Origin of the sequence: Candidatus Kapaibacterium sp. (assembly GCA_023957315.1) — a bacterium.
GTDB lineage: Bacteria > Bacteroidota > Ignavibacteria > Kapaibacteriales > UBA2268 > PGYU01.
In genome coordinates this window covers 146,941-163,900 of the sequence record JAMLHE010000006.1, presented here as the reverse complement: position 1 = coordinate 163,900, position 16,960 = coordinate 146,941, and the positions used below count along the sequence as shown (strand labels likewise).

20 protein-coding genes are annotated in these 16,960 nt (G+C 38.2%); all 20 read right to left on the bottom strand.

Translation table 11 applies throughout. The features are described 5' to 3' along the window. Positions 1 to 19: 19 nt before the first annotated feature. Positions 20 to 1,459, bottom strand: a complete 1,440-nt coding sequence (gene gcvPB / locus M9949_08350; protein MCO5251415.1) for an aminomethyl-transferring glycine dehydrogenase subunit GcvPB — start codon at positions 1,457 to 1,459, stop codon at positions 20 to 22. A gap of 21 nt (positions 1,460 to 1,480) precedes the next feature. Then, positions 1,481 to 2,323, bottom strand: a complete 843-nt coding sequence (gene rnc / locus M9949_08345) for a ribonuclease III (GenBank protein ID MCO5251414.1) — start codon at positions 2,321 to 2,323, stop codon at positions 1,481 to 1,483. After that, positions 2,289 to 3,548 carry a beta-ketoacyl-ACP synthase II gene (gene fabF, locus M9949_08340; GenBank protein MCO5251413.1) on the bottom strand — a complete coding sequence of 420 codons (1,260 nt, stop codon included), beginning with the start codon at positions 3,546 to 3,548 and terminating at the stop codon, positions 2,289 to 2,291. Before fabF ends, rnc begins: the two co-directional genes overlap by 35 nt. A gap of 22 nt (positions 3,549 to 3,570) precedes the next feature. Beyond that, positions 3,571 to 3,807, bottom strand: coding sequence for an acyl carrier protein (locus M9949_08335; GenBank protein MCO5251412.1), 237 nt, complete (start codon positions 3,805 to 3,807; stop codon positions 3,571 to 3,573). A 47-nt stretch (positions 3,808 to 3,854) separates the two neighbouring features. Continuing rightward, entirely contained in the window at positions 3,855 to 4,592 is a 738-nt protein-coding gene (gene fabG, locus M9949_08330; protein ID MCO5251411.1) for a 3-oxoacyl-[acyl-carrier-protein] reductase, read from the bottom strand. A 48-nt stretch (positions 4,593 to 4,640) separates the two neighbouring features. Beyond that, positions 4,641 to 5,564 (bottom strand): ACP S-malonyltransferase, encoded by a 924-nt coding sequence (gene fabD / locus M9949_08325; protein MCO5251410.1) that lies wholly within the window; start codon positions 5,562 to 5,564, stop codon positions 4,641 to 4,643. A 14-nt stretch (positions 5,565 to 5,578) separates the two neighbouring features. Beyond that, a complete protein-coding gene (locus M9949_08320; protein MCO5251409.1) occupies positions 5,579 to 6,568 on the bottom strand; it encodes a ketoacyl-ACP synthase III in 990 nt (329 codons plus the stop codon). A 15-nt stretch (positions 6,569 to 6,583) separates the two neighbouring features. Further along, positions 6,584 to 7,603 (bottom strand): phosphate acyltransferase PlsX, encoded by a 1,020-nt coding sequence (gene plsX, locus M9949_08315; protein MCO5251408.1) that lies wholly within the window; start codon positions 7,601 to 7,603, stop codon positions 6,584 to 6,586. Positions 7,604 to 7,627: 24 nt separating this feature from the next. Continuing rightward, the gene (gene rpmF / locus M9949_08310) at positions 7,628 to 7,804 is read right to left on the bottom strand and encodes a 50S ribosomal protein L32 (protein MCO5251407.1); all 177 of its coding nucleotides are present in this window, start codon (positions 7,802 to 7,804) and stop codon (positions 7,628 to 7,630) included. 19 nt (positions 7,805 to 7,823) lie between these two features. Next, positions 7,824 to 8,339 carry a DUF177 domain-containing protein gene (locus M9949_08305; GenBank protein ID MCO5251406.1) on the bottom strand — a complete coding sequence of 172 codons (516 nt, stop codon included), beginning with the start codon at positions 8,337 to 8,339 and terminating at the stop codon, positions 7,824 to 7,826. A 114-nt stretch (positions 8,340 to 8,453) separates the two neighbouring features. Then, entirely contained in the window at positions 8,454 to 10,172 is a 1,719-nt protein-coding gene (locus M9949_08300) for a tetratricopeptide repeat protein (protein MCO5251405.1), read from the bottom strand. Positions 10,173 to 10,201: 29 nt separating this feature from the next. Then, the gene (locus tag M9949_08295) at positions 10,202 to 11,113 is read right to left on the bottom strand and encodes a substrate-binding domain-containing protein (protein ID MCO5251404.1); all 912 of its coding nucleotides are present in this window, start codon (positions 11,111 to 11,113) and stop codon (positions 10,202 to 10,204) included. A 251-nt stretch (positions 11,114 to 11,364) separates the two neighbouring features. Then, entirely contained in the window at positions 11,365 to 12,150 is a 786-nt protein-coding gene (locus M9949_08290; protein MCO5251403.1) for an energy transducer TonB, read from the bottom strand. Position 12,151: 1 nt separating this feature from the next. After that, positions 12,152 to 12,718, bottom strand: coding sequence for a biopolymer transporter ExbD (locus M9949_08285; GenBank protein ID MCO5251402.1), 567 nt, complete (start codon positions 12,716 to 12,718; stop codon positions 12,152 to 12,154). Positions 12,719 to 12,783: 65 nt separating this feature from the next. Next, on the bottom strand, positions 12,784 to 13,296 hold the full coding sequence (locus tag M9949_08280) for a biopolymer transporter ExbD (protein ID MCO5251401.1): 513 nt from the start codon (positions 13,294 to 13,296) through the stop codon (positions 12,784 to 12,786). Positions 13,297 to 13,323: 27 nt separating this feature from the next. Beyond that, positions 13,324 to 14,106 (bottom strand): MotA/TolQ/ExbB proton channel family protein, encoded by a 783-nt coding sequence (locus tag M9949_08275; protein ID MCO5251400.1) that lies wholly within the window; start codon positions 14,104 to 14,106, stop codon positions 13,324 to 13,326. Between the two features lie 38 nt (positions 14,107 to 14,144). Continuing rightward, a complete protein-coding gene (locus M9949_08270; GenBank protein MCO5251399.1) occupies positions 14,145 to 14,489 on the bottom strand; it encodes an STAS domain-containing protein in 345 nt (114 codons plus the stop codon). 158 nt (positions 14,490 to 14,647) lie between these two features. Then, positions 14,648 to 15,496: a peptide chain release factor N(5)-glutamine methyltransferase gene (gene prmC / locus M9949_08265; GenBank protein MCO5251398.1), complete on the bottom strand. Its 849-nt coding sequence runs from the start codon at positions 15,494 to 15,496 to the stop codon at positions 14,648 to 14,650. Positions 15,497 to 15,499: 3 nt separating this feature from the next. Beyond that, positions 15,500 to 16,423, bottom strand: a complete 924-nt coding sequence (locus M9949_08260; GenBank protein MCO5251397.1) for an aspartate carbamoyltransferase catalytic subunit — start codon at positions 16,421 to 16,423, stop codon at positions 15,500 to 15,502. Between the two features lie 95 nt (positions 16,424 to 16,518). Continuing rightward, entirely contained in the window at positions 16,519 to 16,824 is a 306-nt protein-coding gene (locus M9949_08255; protein MCO5251396.1) for an HU family DNA-binding protein, read from the bottom strand. Positions 16,825 to 16,960 lie beyond the last annotated feature (136 nt).

Here is a 16,960-nt window from a genome sequence, read left to right as displayed (position 1 = left end):
ATCAAATTTTAACAAATTACTACCAACGTATATTCAATTTTCTGGCAGCAAGTGCATCATCAACTCTTCTGATTGGAGTGTTCAAGGGAGCAGAAGTTACTAATTCAGGGTTCTCTCTTGCCTCCTGAGCTATTTTATTCATAACATCAGCAAACTGTTCGATATTTTCCTTTGATTCGGTTTCAGTAGGTTCAATCAACATACATTCGTGAACTATTAGCGGGAAATAAATCGTCGGGGCATGAAAACCGTAATCCAACAATCTCTTGGCTATATCTTTGGCACTAACACCCAATTCCTTTTGGTAATCGGCAGAAATCACAAATTCGTGCATACCGAATTCGGTATATGGAATTTTGTAATTATCTTTGATAAGTGCTCTCAAGTAATTTGAGTTAATTATAGCATTTTCAGATATTTGCCTCAATGCTTCATTGCCATGCATACTGATATATGTATAAGCTCTGATAAACATTCCGAAGTTGCCGAAGAAGGTATGGACTCGACCAATTGAGTGCTCTTTATCGAAATCTAATTTATATTTATCATTATGTTTCGCGATTTGTGGAATCGGCAAATAAGGAATCAATCTTTCGCTTACACATACCGGACCTGAACCCGGACCACCACCACCATGTGGAGTCGAGAATGTCTTGTGCAAATTGATATGAACACAATCAAATCCCATATCTCCGGGACGTGCAATACCCAAAAGGGCATTCAAATTTGCACCATCCATATACATCAAACCACCGCAACCTCTTATTAGTTCTGCGATTGTTTCGATTTCCTTTTCAAATATACCTACTGTATTCGGGTTTGTTAGCATAAATCCGGCAACATCATCGCCAATTTTGGAACGTAAATCCTCAATGTCAACCATCCCTTCGGCATTTGAATCAATTTCTACGATTTCGAATCCTGCTATTGCAGCAGAAGCAGGGTTTGTGCCATGTGCCGCATTCGGAATGAGTATTTTGGTTCTTTTAGTATCATTACGATGTTTGTGGTAAGCTCTAAACATCAATATACCTGTTAATTCGCCTTGTGAACCCGCAGCAGGTTGCAAAGAAACACCTTGCATACCTGAGATTTCCTTGAGAACTTCGCCTAATTTAAACATAACTTCCAATGCACCTTGAGACATTTCGTCGGTCGAATTGGGATGCAAATCTGCAAAACCACTCATAGATGCAACAGTTTCGTTGATTTTAGGGTTATACTTCATCGTGCAAGAACCCAAAGGGTATAAACCTTGTTCGATGTTGTAGTTTAAATGGCTCAAACGACCAAAATGGCGAGCTACTTCAATTTCAGCAATCTCAGGCAACTTTGCGGCTTCTTTACGTAAGAACTGTTCCGGAATGGACTTTTGCATATCGGAAGTTCCGACATCAAGCTTTGGCAAAGAATAACCACGTCTTCCGGGTCTGCTTTTTTCAATTATTATCTTTTCCATTTTTATTTTGTTAAAATAATTCTATAAATAATGACTTATTAATGCTCTTTTGGCGGCAATTTGTTCGGCGTCTTTTTTGCTTTTGCCATTACCAATACCGCTCTGAATTCCTTCGATTACGACAGCGACCGTATAGTTTTTATTGTGAGGCGGTCCATCTTCCTCAATAACGATATATTCAGGAGATTTCTTTCCTTCCGCTTGGACCAATTCCAACAATCTGCTTTTGTAATTTGTGTCGTCCAGTAATGATTCTTGAATAATCAAAGGAAACATTTTGTTTATTACGAATTTTCGGGCTTCATCAAGACCCAAATCCAGATAAATAGCTGCGATTATAGCTTCCATAGCGTCTGCAAGAATAGTTTCGTTTCCTGCTTGGACTGTTTTAGCAGCACTGTGGCTAATACGCAAAAATCTCTCGATATTCATTTTCTTGCCACAGACAGCTAATGAATGCTTGTTCACCAATCTTGAACGCAGCTTTGTTAAAGTTCCTTCGCTGTCAATATTGTAGTAAACAAATAGATACTCTGCAACAATCATATCCAAGATAGCATCACCGAGAAATTCCAATCTTTCATTTGAAGATGGTGACTTCGACTCGGCTTGCACAGGGTATGAACGATGCGTCAAAGCTTCTTCATAAATACCTATACTACCGATTTCAACGCCAAGAATCTCAGTAAAACTTTCTCGGACATCACCTATTAAAAACCCGAGCTCAGGGAATTTATCCTTGAGTTCGGATTTAATTACAATTGAACTTCCCGTATTAAAGATTTGCGAACTATTAATTTTAGGGAAATCACTGTTCATGTCATTCACTTTATTGTTCGTATGCTTTAAAACATAGCGAAGCATTGTGTCCACCGAACCCGAAAGTATTGCTAATAGCAGCTTTTATTTCGCGTTCGACAAATTTGTTTGGAGCGTAATTCAAATCGCAATCGGGGTCAGGCGTATTATAATTGATTGTAGGTGGAATCTTCGAATTCTTGATTGCCATCACAGTAGCGATAGCTTCGATAGCACCTGCAGCACCCAACAAATGTCCTGTCATGGACTTCGTGGAGCTAACAACTAAATTATATGCATGGTCGCCGAAAACGGTTTTAATCGCAGCTGTTTCATTTCTGTCATTAAATGGAGTAGAAGTACCGTGAGCGTTGATATAATCAATGTCTTCCGGCACTAATCCCGCATCTTTAATACATAATGACATAGAACGAACAGCACCTTCGCCACCCGGAGCCGGTTGAGTAATATGAAATGCATCATCGGTCAGCCCGATTCCTGCTATTTCGCAATAAATATCGGCACCACGGTTAAGAGCATGTTCCAAAGTTTCGAGAATTAAAATACCTGCACCCTCGCCAATCACAAAACCATCACGGTCTTTGTCAAAAGGTCTGCTTGCAGTCGCAGGGTCTTCATTACGAGTTGACAAGGCTTTCATGGCATTAAAACCACCAACGCCCATCGGACAAACGACTGCTTCGCTGCCACCGACAACCATCATGTCTGCATCGCCTCTCTGAATCAACATCAAAGCATCTGCAATAGAATGCGATGACGTAGCACAAGCTGAAACGGTTGCATAGTTTGGTCCCTTCAAGCCCCATCTGATTGCTACGTGTCCGGCAGCAATATCCGATATTAACATCGGAACAAAAAACGGGGAAATTCTATCGGGTTTACCATCACGTTCATATAGATTTTGTTGTTGATGATGATATGTCCACATACCTCCAATTCCCGAGCCGATGATCACACCGATTCGGTTTCTGTCAAGCTTGTCGAAGTTGATTTTTGCATCTTCTACTGCCATAGCAGCCGAGGAAAGGGCATATTGTGTAAATAAGTCCATTCTTTGGGTTTCTTTGGCACTAATGTGTAAAGTCGCTTCATAATCTTTGACTTCACAAGCAAACTGCGTTTTATATTCTGTAGCATCGAACTTTGTAATAGGTGCAGCACCACTCTTACCTGACAATAAACCACTCCAGTAATCTTGGAGCGTATTGCCAATAGGTGAAACCGCGCCCATTCCGGTAACTACTACCTTAGGAAAATTATATTTTGACATAAGCTACTCGCTTAATTTATAATTAATTGCGTTCGTTTAGATAGTTGATTACATTGCCTACAGTTTGAATTCTTTCGGCATCACTATCTTCGATTGTTATATCAAACTCTTTTTCAAATTCCATAATTAACTCTACTGTATCTAACGAATCAGCCCCAAGATCTTTTGTGAATGAAGCGTCTTCTGTAACTTGTGAGCGTTCCACTCCAAGTTTTTTCACAATGATATCAATTACTTTTGATTTTAAATCCTCTGACATTTTGAACCTCAAAATATGTTATTAAAAATTATCTAAAAATGTATTTTTTAAATTGCTAATCCACCATCAACATGCAAAACTTGCCCTGTGATGTATTTAGAATCGTCTTGAGCGAAAAAAGCAACAACATCAGCTATTTCTGAAGGGTTTGCAACTCTTCTTAATGGGATATTCTCAACTAATTTTGCCTTTTGTTCCTCGTTAAGAGCATCGGTCATGTTGGTTTCAACATATCCCGGCGCTATCAAATTCACTAAAATATTCCGTGATGCCAATTCCTTTGCCATAGACTTTGTCAAACCCACCAATCCGGCTTTTGACGCCGAATAATTGATTTGCCCGGGATTGCCAATTGTGCCGACAATCGAACCGATATTGATGATTCTGCCATAACGCTGCCCCATCATAGTCCTGATTACTGCTTTTGAGCAATTGAACGCACCCTTGAGATTGATATCCATTACAAAATCCCAATCTTCAGGTGACATTCGCATCAACAAATTGTCTTTTGTCACTCCGGCGTTATTGACAAGTACGTCAATTTTGCCTTCGGCTTTGACAATTTTGTTAACCGATTCGGCAACAGAATCAAAATCTGAGACATCAACAGCGAAAAATTCGATATTATTCAACAATTCGGAATTGCCGTCAACAAATCCTGCCAAATCGTCTGGAATTGTACGGGCAAAAACTTTCACTTTAGCACCCAATTCGGCAAATTTGTGTGAAATTGCCCTACCGATGCCTTTATTGCCGCCTGTAACTATTACTATTTTTTCTTTCATGAAATTTGTAAAATTATAAAATATAAAATTAATGAAAATCTTTGTCAATTATAAATATTTTTGCAAATCTTGATAATTATCTATGCCTTCGATTGAAAATTCTGATACTGTTCTTTTGGCTAAACCTTGCAAAACATTGCCCGGACCAATTTCAATTACTGCTTCAAAACCGTGCTGATTCATGTTTTCCATCGTTTTCGTCCACAGAACAGGTGAAATCAACTGGTTGATGAGCAATTGTTTAATTTGCGTTGCATCAGTAACAGGTTCTGCTGTGACATTTGCATAAACAGGGACTTTAGCATCGTAGAACTCAATCGAGTTAATCTCTGCTTCAAGCTCCAATTTAGCAGGTTCCATAAGAGGCGAATGGAAAGCACCGCTAACAACGAGCTCTTTCACCATTCTCGCACCTGCTACTTTGAATGCTTCGACATTTTGACGTAAGTATTCCGCCGAACCCGAAACGACAATCTGTCCCGGAGAATTAAAGTTTGCAGGAACTACGACATTGCCCTCGCCTTTTTCGGTTAATTCACGGCATACATCAATAAGTTTTTCGTCATCAAGATTGATAACGGCAAACATTGTACCAGGCAAATGCGTACCCGCATCGAACATCAGTTTTCCTCTTTTCGCAACAAGCCTTATAGCATCATCGAAACTCAATACACCTGCGGCATACAAGGCAGCATATTCGCCAACCGAATGCCCGGCAACTCCCGAAAAGTCAAGTTTTTCTCCAATTAGACTGAATACAACTGCCGAATGCAAAAATATTGCCGGCTGAGTATATCGAGTTTCTTTCAATTTTTCAACCGGTCCGTCGAAACAAATCTCCGAAAGATTGAATCCTAAAACTTCATTTGCGTGGTTGATTAAATCCTTAGCAAAAGAAGAATTTTCGTAAACATCTTTCAACATGCCGACATATTGCGAGCCTTGTCCTGAGAATAATAGTGCTGTTTTCATTTTCCCAATCCTGCTTAGTCGTTCATATTCCATTTCAAATAAACGGCACCCCAAGTAAAACCTGCACCAAAGCTTGACAATATCAAATTGTCGCCTTTGTTGATTTTTCCGTTTTGGTACCACTCCGAAAGGCAAATAGGAATTGTGGCAGCAGTAGTGTTGCCATATTTTTCGATATTTATCATAACTTTTTCGGGGTCGAGTTCCATTCTATTGGCAGTAGCAGCAATAATCCGCAAATTTGCTTGATGTGGCACTAACCATGAAATATCGTCACTTGTGAGATTGTTCTTTTTCATAATATCAACAGACACGTCTGCCATACCTTTAACAGCATGTTTGAAAACTGCTTGACCATCTTGATAAATATAATGTTCTTCCGCTGCAATTGTTTCGGCAGACGATGGTTTTAGACTTCCGCCTGCTTTTTGGTGCAGATACTGACCGCCAGCTCCGTCAACATGTAAGATTTGGTCAATTATTCCCAGATTATCGTCATTAGATTTTTCTATTATACAAACTCCGGCGCCATCTCCAAACAGGACTGCTTGAGCACGGTCTTTAAAATTGACAATCGAGCTCATTTTATCAGCGCCACATAGTAATACTTTTTTCGCCATGCCTGATTCAACCAAACTTTTTGCAGTAGCAATAGCAAATACAAATCCCGAACAAGCTGCTGAAATATCAAAACCCCAGCAATTTTTAATATCGAGTTTGTGTTGGACTAATGCTGCTGTTGACGGGAAAAAGTGGTCGGGAGTAACCGTTGCCACCAAGATACAATCTATTTCATTTTTGTCTATACCGCGTTTTTCAATACATTCCAAAGCTGCGGGAACTATCAAATCTGATGTTCCGCCGGATTTTGCAAATCTTCTTTCTGCAATTCCGGTACGTGCCATAATCCAATCGTGAGTAGTTTCGAGATACTTTTCAAAATATTCGTTTGTGTAAATTTCAGGTGGTAAATAATGTGCAATTGATGTAATTGTTGCTGACATTTTGAGTGACTTTAATTAGTTTATTAATTCTTTTAGTGTAGATTCTATTGATTTGTTAACTTCTTTCTGAACCATTTCTTTGGCTCGGACCAGCATGTTTTTTACTGCTTCGGGCGATGATTTGCCATGACCGATAATTACAGCACCGTTGACGCCAAGCAAAGGCACGCCGCCATACTTTTGGTAATCAAACTGTTGCAAAATATCTTTTAAGACCGGAACCATCAGACCCACTTTTATTTTTTTGATGATACTCTCTTCAGAGTAACTTTTAATTTTCGATTTTAAAATTCCCAAGAAACTTTCAGCAAATTTTAGAACGATGTTTCCGATAAAACCATCACAAACTACAACATCAGCGTGAGCCGAAAAAATATCACGCCCTTCGATATTTCCGATGAAATTCAGAGGACTGTCTTTTAGTAGTTTGTAAGTTTCACGCACGTCGTTAGTGCCTTTGGTCTCTTCTTCGCCAATATTCAACAAACCAATCTTGGGATTTTTAATCCCGAGGATTTGTGAAGAATAGATGCTTCCCATCACCGCAAATTGAAAAATATACGATGGCTTGGCATCAACATTGGCTCCGACATCCAACAATAGTACGGGATTGTCTGTAACAGACGGGAAAAAAGTACCGATAGTCGGTCTGCTTACCCCTGCAATACGCCCCAATACTAAAGTAGAAGTAGAATGAACTGCACCCGTATTACCGGAAGAAACAAAAGCATCAGCTTTTGCATCTTTGACAAGTTCAATCCCTCTGTAAAGCGACGAATCTCTTTTGCGTTTGATTATATCAGTAGGTTCATCATCCATTGCAACTTTATCTTTACAATTTATGATTTCGAAATCACGCGATATATTCAAAGATTTGATTCTTTCCTTCAATAATGATTCATCACCTGTAAGTATTATTTGGACATCATGGTTTTGAGGGTTGTTCATAAACTCTACAGCACCTTGAAGTTCATTATCGGGGGCGAAATCGCCACCCATAGCGTCCAATACAATTTTTATCTGGTTAACAGGCATTTGAAATCATTAAAAATAAAATCATTAAAGAGAAGCTAAAGCCTTTCTACCATTGTAATATCCACATTCCGGGCAAGCGGCATGGGATAATTTTACAGCAGCACATTGGGGGCAAACTGCAGTTTGCATTGACGTTGCCTTGTAATGAGTACGTCTTTTGTCTCTTCTCGATTTCGAGTGTTTCCGTTTAGGATTTGGCATTTTTTACTCCAAAAAAAAATTAGTTTATTTTTATGTTTTTTAACTTCGACCATCTATCATCAATATCTTTTTCATTTTCCTCGCGAAGTTTATCTGCAACTTCGGGAAAAATTTCTTTCAGTTCCTTGTCTCTAAATTCAGGAGCTATTCTTTTCAGAGGCAACTCCAATGCAAGGCTTTCCATCACGTAAGGCGAAACATCAATGTACTTGTAATCTTCGCGAATGATTACCTCGTTATGCTTATGTTCTTGATCCGTCAATTCCAAAAATGCTTTCGTATCTGCGATGAAAGACATAAAAAGCTCAGACTTAATCGGCTCGTCAAATTCGATTAAAGAACGGTCACAAATGAGTCTCGCAGTGCCTTTCAGCTCTGCTTTCAAATTGTAACGATGACCCAATTTGCGAACAATCCCTTCAAAATGTACATCACCCACAAATTCCTCAATAGGGCTGTTCAATTTAGATACCGGCTCGACAAGTGTGAACTCATATTCGCCATCAGCCATTCCCGATATATCTAATTTTAACATTTTTTTAATTTCGTATCAAAACAATCTTACAAATTTAAGAACTATTCTGCCTTTTTCCAAAATGAAAAAGAGACTGTTCATAAAAAACAGTCTCTTTTTGTAAGATAAAATCTCTTAATTGTCGCAACCGCCTGAATCTTGGAGCAATTTCAAATTTTTTGAAGCTGATTGATTTTTAGGGTCAATTTTCAAAACTTTCCTGTAATTGGTACAAGCGGATTTTCCGTTACCTAAATTATGATGTGCAATTGCAATATATAAATAGGGATATGATTCATTTTCAAAAACGGTAGCCCAACGTTCACCAACTTTAATAACATCGTTAAATTTCTTTTGTTCCATGTACATACCCGCTAATTTATTGAATCCTTGAACCAAAGCAAAGTTATTTTTAGCTGTATCTTGACGTCCCAATTCTATCAATTTTTCAAATTCAATAGTCGCATTGTCAAAATCTTGACTTGATGCTAATGCATCAGCAAGGCTCAATCGTGCGAATAAGAAGGTGGAATCAAGCTCGATTGACTTTCGTAGTGGCTCAATTGCTTCTGCAGGTCGTTCGGAAAGCAGGTAGCTTTGACCGATTAAATAATGCACGATATTTTCTCTGTCATCATTACATTCGGCATAAGTCAGCCTTAATTTCAAAATGTCAATTGCCTCTTGATACTTCAAAATTCGTTGGTAAATGTAGCCCATTTGGTCCATGACCTTACAATTTTCAGTCGGATTAGCTTTTGCTGTTCTATCCCAAATCGCAAGTGCGTTCACTGTATCTTGAAGCAACAAATAAGCTTGTCCCCATCTTTGGAAATCTAATACCGACATTGTCGTATCTTTGTCTATGCTTTCAAAAGTAGTAATTGCTTTTTGATAATCTGTCATATCAAAATAACCTCTTGCTAATAGTATTGACGCTTGAAGTTTGACTGAATCAATTTCTTTGACAACTATTTCGAGGTGATACATTGCTGAATCATATCTCTGCACTTTTTCAAAAGATTGTGCAAGCAGCCAACGTGCTTCGGAGCTTGATGGTCTCAACTGAACATATTTGCTGAGTGCATTTGCAGCATTGCTGTGTTGGTTTGCCATGTAAAATATGCGACCTTGTTCGTAAAAAGCCCTTGCATTATTGGGGTCTTGTTGAGTGACTTTATTCCATTCCTCTAAAGAACGGGTGAAAAGTACAGAAGATAATTCGTCGTCCATTTCACGATTTGCAAGCCAAAAATATGATGTTGCCAATTTTTCGCGAGCTGCTATATTATTCGGTTCGATTGCAAGTGCTTCTTCATAATTTACACGTGCTAATTCATACACTTTTTGTTTGAAATATAAATCGCCTAAACCAATATATGGCAGCGGACTCTTTTTGTCCATTTCACGTGCACGAGTGATAATCAACTCAGCTTGTGATAATGAATCTGCGCGCAGATAAATATTTGCAAGTTCCAATGTCAAAGACAAATCCTTTTCATCGCGTTTGATGGCGTCATTAATTGTTTCTAAGGCATTTTTAACATCGCCGGAGAGTGATTGTGATTTTGCTAATTTGAGTCTTGCTTCCGAACTCTTACGATTTTCTCTGCTTGCACGGTCGTACATTTTTATGGCATCAGAATATCGGTTGTAGTCCAAATATACATCTCCTGCCATCATTAGCACATCAAAATCATTAGGGTTTTGATTCAACACACTTGGAATCTCTTGAAGAGCAGCTTCCATATCACCTGTATTTATATGCAAACGTAATGATTCTTTGGAACTTTGTGCAAGTGCAGTCCCTATACCTATGAACAAGAGTATCGTTATGATTCTAAAAAACTTCATTTTAATATGATTCCTTATTTATATAATAATCAATCTTGCTTAATTAACCTGAATTGTCCAAATCCGGGCACAATTCCCAATTCTTTGAAATATGTCTGAACAATAAATTCTTTCGAGACAAAAGATGCAAACCAAAATGCCTTACTCATTGTACTCTCTTGAATTAAAACGCGGTATTGTACTATGTACGGGTAGCGATTTTGCACAATGTAGGCTTGATGCACCGTTTGTGGTGGTTCGCGTTTGCCGTCCTGATTGATATACGATACGTTCAGTACTTTCCAATCTGCTTTGCGCGTAACATGTGACAAATATCCAATCCCAATTGCTTTGCTATTACCGCGGATATAATTTTTGACAGAGTCAACACCGTTCAAAAATTTCATCTGTTTTGTATGCTTTTGATTTCCCAACACCAATTTCAAAAAGTTTGCATATTCTGCAGAGCGAATTGAATTACAAACAAATTCAGGTTCAAATCCGACTTGCGGATAAAATTCATTAAAAGATTTTTGCGTTGTTAAAATTTCAACTAACTGTTCGTGATTGATTGTATCGAGTGGAAAATCGCGATTTACATAAAACACTAAAGCGTCCTCTGCAGCAATCATTTCGGTTCGTTTGACATCGAATTCAGCCATCAATGAATCTTCATCGGGAAGGTAAGCTCTCGACACGATAACTGCTTCTGCTTGACCGGACAGAATCAAATTCATAGCTTCACGCGAATCTACAATTTGGGAAACAAATTTGATATTAGGGTAAGCATTTTGATACATTTTGAAAGTGCTATCCATTACTTTAGCAATGGATTCCTCACAATAAATCGTTAAGTCGCCTGCATTAATCGAAACAGTGTCCGCCTTCTCAAACTTACTGTCGCATGAAATCAGTAATACAAGCAATATGCTAATCATCAATAAAACAAGTCTATTCATCATCTGAATCCTCCTCAATTCTGTATCGTTTATTTTGACTATAGAACATTATCAATCTGTATATGCCAAAGAATACGAACACCGAACCAAATACTATTCTAAAGTGAGAATCAAATTCGGGCAATAAAATACCGCTCAGGATCAGTATTCCAATTATAACTATCAGAGACCTGACAGAGTAATTTACAATTTGTAATAGCAATTTTGCACTTCTATTAACTGAATATCTGAGCGGTAAACATATGTCAATATTATCATCTAAGTTTGAACTGGATTGGAATACTTACCCAGCACATAATCGGTTGTGCATTTTGGATAGCCGGAGTAAATGTACCGTAGTCATTCACGGCATCCATAGCTGCTTGGTTAAGTAATTCGTTATCACTAAATTCAATTAATTGTCTGCGGGCTTTACCCTTTTCGTCAACAAGTACACGAATTATAACTTTGCCTTCAACACCGGCTCTACGAGCTAATTCGGGGTACTTGATGATTTTTTGGAGCTTTGCTAAGTCCACACCCGGTTCCTTTTCAACAGGAATAAATGCATCCGGTGCAGGTTCTTCCACTCTTGTCTGAACTACTACTCTTTCACCCAAGTCAATGTTTGCAGCAAATCCACCTAAATCAAGACCGTCACCACCTGCCGAGGAAGCTCGGCTCATGACATCAATAGTAGCAAAGTCTTTCATTTCTGCAGTAATTTGAGCATCAGGTACCGGAATTGGGTTACCGGCTCTTGCTGCAGGACCTGTGTTTACAATTTGTTGAACAGGTGGCGGTGCTTCCATGGCTTCATTAGTTTGCGGAGCAAGGTCGTCTAACCTAACTTTAGCCAAAGGCGCCATTTTAGGAGCAGCTTTAGCCCCGCTGGAAGATTGGACAGCAAAGACATAAATAAGTAGTAAAATTATTGTTAGTCCCAATGTAATAAGAAAGCCTCTTAAAGTATTCTTATTAATGAAGTCTTTCAATTCAGAAGCTCCGTAACCTGATGGTTCGGGCATTTCGATTGTCAATCTGGCAGTTATTTCCGACATCTTACAACTCCTTAATTTTTTCCAATTCTTCTTCGCTCATTTGCGCAATTGTAAATCGTCTTTCACGTTTCTTAGGGTTACCCTCTTCGTCAAATTCTTTTGTAATTTCGGCTGTAATCAAAATTTCAGCCATGTTCAGTTCGTCGAGTATGTTGACTATTGTTCCGTAATCGGCATCATTGGAAGGCTTAACTGCAGTAATCATTCTATTTCGCTTGCCTTCACGTAAATTTTCAACTTCCGACAATGCTCTTATTTTATTCAATTCAATTTCTTGTGGGTCTTCATTTCCAATTGCATAGAAAATCTTATTATCATCTCTAACAAATAATTGCAATAATTCGGATTCTTTAACTTCAACTTGGTCAACAACTTCGGGTGGAATAGACATTTCCATCACTTGCGGCGTTGCCATAGTAGTTGTGAACATGAAAAATGTCAACAATAAGAAAGTGATGTCCACCAGTGGAGTCATATCAAGATGATAGCTGACTCTTTTCATTTTTTTTCGTTTAGAGGCTTTACCTCTTTTCGATCTTTCGGCTTTTAATTCACCGCCGCCTGCCATTTTTCTATCCTTTAATTTTGTTTTCTAAATAAAAGACGTTACCAATCTTCAAAAAGTTACAAATTCTATGCACCTTTTTTCTCGGTCACGTAATTAAACACAGTAGCACGATTTTTTCGTAAAATATCCATTGCATCCCATACCCATTGGAACCTTAATCGCTTGTCTGCATCAATAGCAAACACAGTTTCGGCTCTAATTATACGAGTATTTCTAACGAGTTCATCCAAGGATTCGAGTGTAACGCTTAATTGGGCTTTTTCTTTCATATCTTCGGGAACAGATTGCGTCAACTTCCATACCTCTGCACGGTCAGCTTCGTTAAGCAATTCGTAATAGTATGTAGTGTCTGTTGTAAGCGAATCCACAGCTATTTTAATAATAGCCAAATCCTTATCAGGAACTTTCGATGTATCGGCAGTTACTTTAGGTCTTTCAATAACAAATTTTTGTTCACTTTCGGCTTCTGACTTAAATTTTGCAGTAAACATGAAAAATGTTAGAAGCAAAAAAGTGATGTCCACAAGTGGGGTCATATCAATAACGAACCCCATCCTCTTTTTCTTTACTTTAGGCACAGAATACTCCTTTTGTGCAAATTTAAATTAGCTCTTAATTCTTACGGTAAATATCTGTGTGATATTTAGAATCGCTTCGTCAATCATATAAACGAAATTATCAACTTTAGTTGTGAAGTAGTTATAAGCAACAATTGCAATAATAGCACCAACCAAGCCGCCTGCGGTATTATAAAGTGCTTCGGAGATACCGATAGAAAGCTGAATCGCTGATACTGTACCGGAAATTGCCAATGCTTGGAATGCTCTAATCATACCGAGTGTTGTTCCCAACAAACCTACCAATACAGCTACAGAAGCAATAGTTGACAAAATTACAAGATTTTTTTCTAACAAAGGTGTTTCCAAGTTCATTGATTCGTCAATCGCTCTTTGAACTTCAGAAACCTTCTTTTCGCCCGGGAATTCCGGGTCGTGTTCGATTTCTTGGAACCTGACGATAGCGGAACGAAGTACGTTTGCCATACTGCCCCGCTGTTTGTCGCACTCGGCGACGGCTCCGTCTAAGTCTCCTTGAGTAAGTTTTGTAATAACGGATTTGATGAATACTGCGGGATTGCCTTTACCTTTGGCTTGACCAATTGAATAGGCTCGTTCGAAGATAAAAGTGATAGCAATAAGTACGAAGGACATTAGCAAACCGACAAGTGGTCCACCTGTGTAAATCATGCCTGGTACATTTCCGGGTTTAGGTTCGTGTTTGATATCAGGGTCGTTAAAGTTATTGGGATTTCCCATATAAATATAAAAAATCAAATATGCTGTAAGCAACGATAATGCGATTACTATCACATTGAAAAAGTTCTTCATAAAATCTCCATAAAAATTATGATTTGATAAAAATTTGTTTATTTAGTTAACAATATTCTTGCTTCGTCTATGTTTGAAGCAATTGCAAATACAAGAGTCAGTTTAGTAATAACAAAAATATTTTCGAGCGATTTACTTACATTGCAAAGCACTATCTTACCGTCACGCTTTGCAAAATTTGCATGAGAAGAAATCAATACTCCCAAAGCCGTAGAATTAAGATACGTAACGTTGTTCAAGTCTATTATCAAATGTTTGACTTGATTTTCGGTTAAACTCATTAGGGTGTCTCTCAACTCATCTGTTTCGGCTCCACCTATGAATTGCCCTTTTAAGGTAAGGATTGAACCACCAATTTCTTGCTCAACTTTTACTTGCGACATAATAACCTCTCATTTAAAATTAAATTATTGCTTCTTAGACAAAAATACAAGTTCAAAATTAATAAATTTTTATCGAATGACAGAGAACAAAATTATAATATATTAACTAAAAATGCTATTATTTATTGCTTAAGCTTAAAATACATCATATCTTAACACTAAATTAACACTTTATTGGCACCAATTATCAATCTGTCATGACCGGATAAGTCAAAAACAACATCGATAACTTTGTCTGACAAAATTTCCGCCAAATCTTTACTTTGACCTGCTCCTATCTCGAACAGAAATTTCCCCGTCGGATTCATGAATCTCTCAATTATGCCATTAAATCGCCTATAATAAGTAAGCCCGTCATTACCGTCCGTATATGCAATTGATGGCTCATGAAGCAGAATCTCTGCTTGCAGTTCTTTGCTTTCGCTCAACGGAATATATGGCGGATTAGAAATGATATAATCGAACATATGAGGGAACTCATATTCAAAAACGTCGGCATGAATCAATTCTACTTGTACATTATGTAGTTCGGCATTCAGAGCGGCAGTTGCAATAGCTTGCTCAGATATATCTATGGCTGTAATCGAGGCATTGGGATACATTTTGGCAAGTGTAATTGCTATACAACCTGTTCCTGTACCAATATCCAATAATGTAAAATCCTTTGATTTAGTAATTTTCGAGAAATGCTCGATTATTAGCTCGGTTTCAGGTCTCGGTATCAGAACATCAGGTCGGCAATAGAATTTCAGTCCATAAAAATATGTTTCGCCCAGAATGTATTGAAGTGGTTCCGAAGCAATTCGGCGCTTAATCATTACCTTCAGCATAGCGAGTTCCTTCACACTAAGCGGTTGGTCGAAATTTGAATAAAGTTTGACTCGGTCGTAGTTAAGAATTTTAGAAAGCATCAATTCAATATTGAGTCTAGCAGATTCAATATTATGATTGTTCAGGTATCCGGTACCCCAATCAATCAATTTGACAATAGTCCAGATGCTTTCCAATGGCTAAAGGTCTCTACCCAATAGTGATAATAATGCCATCCTAATGAAGACTCCGTGGATAACTTGCGTTTGGATCAAGCAATTTGGATAAGTGCTCAAACGGTAATCTAATTCAATTCCAAAGTTTACAGGTCCGGGATGCATCAAGACTAATTCAGGTTTTCGGGTAAAATGTTCGTATTTCACACCATAATATTTCGAAAATTCCGTGATTGATGGTAAAATGCCCGATTCCATTCTTTCTCTTTGCAATCTCAACACCAACATTACATCCGCCCACTCTACAGCGTCATCAAGCGATTCAATTATCGGACAATCCCAAATGTTACGATTACGTGGCAAAAGAGTTCCGGGGGCGCATAAAGTGACTTCAGCACCCAAAGTTTTGAGCAAAGCAATGTTCGACCTCGCCACCCTGCTATGAATGATATCACCAACGATACATACTTTGAGCCCTTTGACATCTCCAAAATGGCGATAAAGAGTATATGAATCCAATAGTGCTTGAGTTGGGTGAGCATGTTTGCCATCACCTGCATTCAAAATCACACCACTTGTGTTTTCTTGCAAAAATTGAGGAACCCCGGATTTGCCATGTCGTACAACATACATTTGTACACCCATTGCTTCAATCGTGTGAAGAGTATCAATTAGGGATTCGCCTTTGGTCAGACTGCTTGTAGCAGATTGGAAAGAAATTGTGTCGGCTGATAGTCGCTTTGCGGCAATATCAAAAGAAAGTTTAGTACGCGTAGATGGTTCAAAAAACACCATTGCGACAGTTACACCCTTCAAATCATCAAATTTCTCGCCTCGTTTATAGTGCTTAAGAAAATAGTCGGATTTGTCGAAAATGAGCTTAACATCCTCTGTCGTGAGGTCTGAAGCCTGTAATAAGTAGGGTTTAGATAGCTTAAGTTCGCCCATATAATTCGAATGATTTGTTATAAAAATTCATGCAAAAATACAAAAAAAGCCGTTCATAAGAACGGCTAAGTTTTCAACACGACGAAAAAGTAGAATTATTTCTTTTTCTTTTTCGCTGTTTTAGCAACAGGATTTACCATTTCTGATAAAGCTTTGCCTGGTTTGAATTTGGCAACTTTCTTTGCCGGAATACTTATTGACGCGCCAGTTTGGGGATTTTTACCCATACGTGCTTGTCTTTCCATTACCGAAAAAGTACCGAATCCGATTAAAGTTACACTGCCACCACCTGATAATTCAGTTGATAGAGCTTCTAGTGTACTTTTGATTGCCTTTTCGGATTGAACTTTATTCAAACCCGAGCTTGAGGCAACTGCATTGATGAGATCAGTTTTGTTCATGCCCATTAGCACTCCCTTAAACAATTATGACTAAACAGTTAATTACAAAAAGCCCAAAAAAGAGAAAAAATACTCATTTTTTTATTGAAATCGTATATGAATACTAATGTTTTGAGCAATGTTACAAAAATAACAA

Coding starts and splice junctions, on each gene's coding strand:
- fabG (MCO5251411.1), bottom strand. CDS start 4,592: ATGAAAGAAAAAATAGTAATAGTTACAGGCGGCAATAAAGGCATCGGT.
- M9949_08335 (MCO5251412.1), bottom strand. CDS start 3,807: ATGTCAGAGGATTTAAAATCAAAAGTAATTGATATCATTGTGAAAAAA.
- M9949_08320 (MCO5251409.1), bottom strand. CDS start 6,568: ATGTCAGCAACAATTACATCAATTGCACATTATTTACCACCTGAAATT.
- rpmF (MCO5251407.1), bottom strand. CDS start 7,804: ATGCCAAATCCTAAACGGAAACACTCGAAATCGAGAAGAGACAAAAGA.
- M9949_08285 (MCO5251402.1), bottom strand. CDS start 12,718: ATGGCAGGCGGCGGTGAATTAAAAGCCGAAAGATCGAAAAGAGGTAAA.
- M9949_08270 (MCO5251399.1), bottom strand. CDS start 14,489: ATGTCGCAAGTAAAAGTTGAGCAAGAAATTGGTGGTTCAATCCTTACC.
- M9949_08295 (MCO5251404.1), bottom strand. CDS start 11,113: ATGATGAATAGACTTGTTTTATTGATGATTAGCATATTGCTTGTATTA.
- M9949_08255 (MCO5251396.1), bottom strand. CDS start 16,824: ATGAACAAAACTGATCTCATCAATGCAGTTGCCTCAAGCTCGGGTTTG.
- M9949_08305 (MCO5251406.1), bottom strand. CDS start 8,339: ATGTTAAAATTAGATATATCGGGAATGGCTGATGGCGAATATGAGTTC.
- M9949_08300 (MCO5251405.1), bottom strand. CDS start 10,172: ATGAAGTTTTTTAGAATCATAACGATACTCTTGTTCATAGGTATAGGG.
- M9949_08260 (MCO5251397.1), bottom strand. CDS start 16,423: ATGGGCGAACTTAAGCTATCTAAACCCTACTTATTACAGGCTTCAGAC.
- fabF (MCO5251413.1), bottom strand. CDS start 3,548: ATGTCAAAATATAATTTTCCTAAGGTAGTAGTTACCGGAATGGGCGCG.
- gcvPB (MCO5251415.1), bottom strand. CDS start 1,459: ATGGAAAAGATAATAATTGAAAAAAGCAGACCCGGAAGACGTGGTTAT.
- fabD (MCO5251410.1), bottom strand. CDS start 5,564: ATGAAAACAGCACTATTATTCTCAGGACAAGGCTCGCAATATGTCGGC.
- rnc (MCO5251414.1), bottom strand. CDS start 2,323: ATGCTTCGCTATGTTTTAAAGCATACGAACAATAAAGTGAATGACATG.
- M9949_08275 (MCO5251400.1), bottom strand. CDS start 14,106: ATGAAGAACTTTTTCAATGTGATAGTAATCGCATTATCGTTGCTTACA.
- plsX (MCO5251408.1), bottom strand. CDS start 7,603: ATGCCTGTTAACCAGATAAAAATTGTATTGGACGCTATGGGTGGCGAT.
- M9949_08290 (MCO5251403.1), bottom strand. CDS start 12,150: ATGTCGGAAATAACTGCCAGATTGACAATCGAAATGCCCGAACCATCA.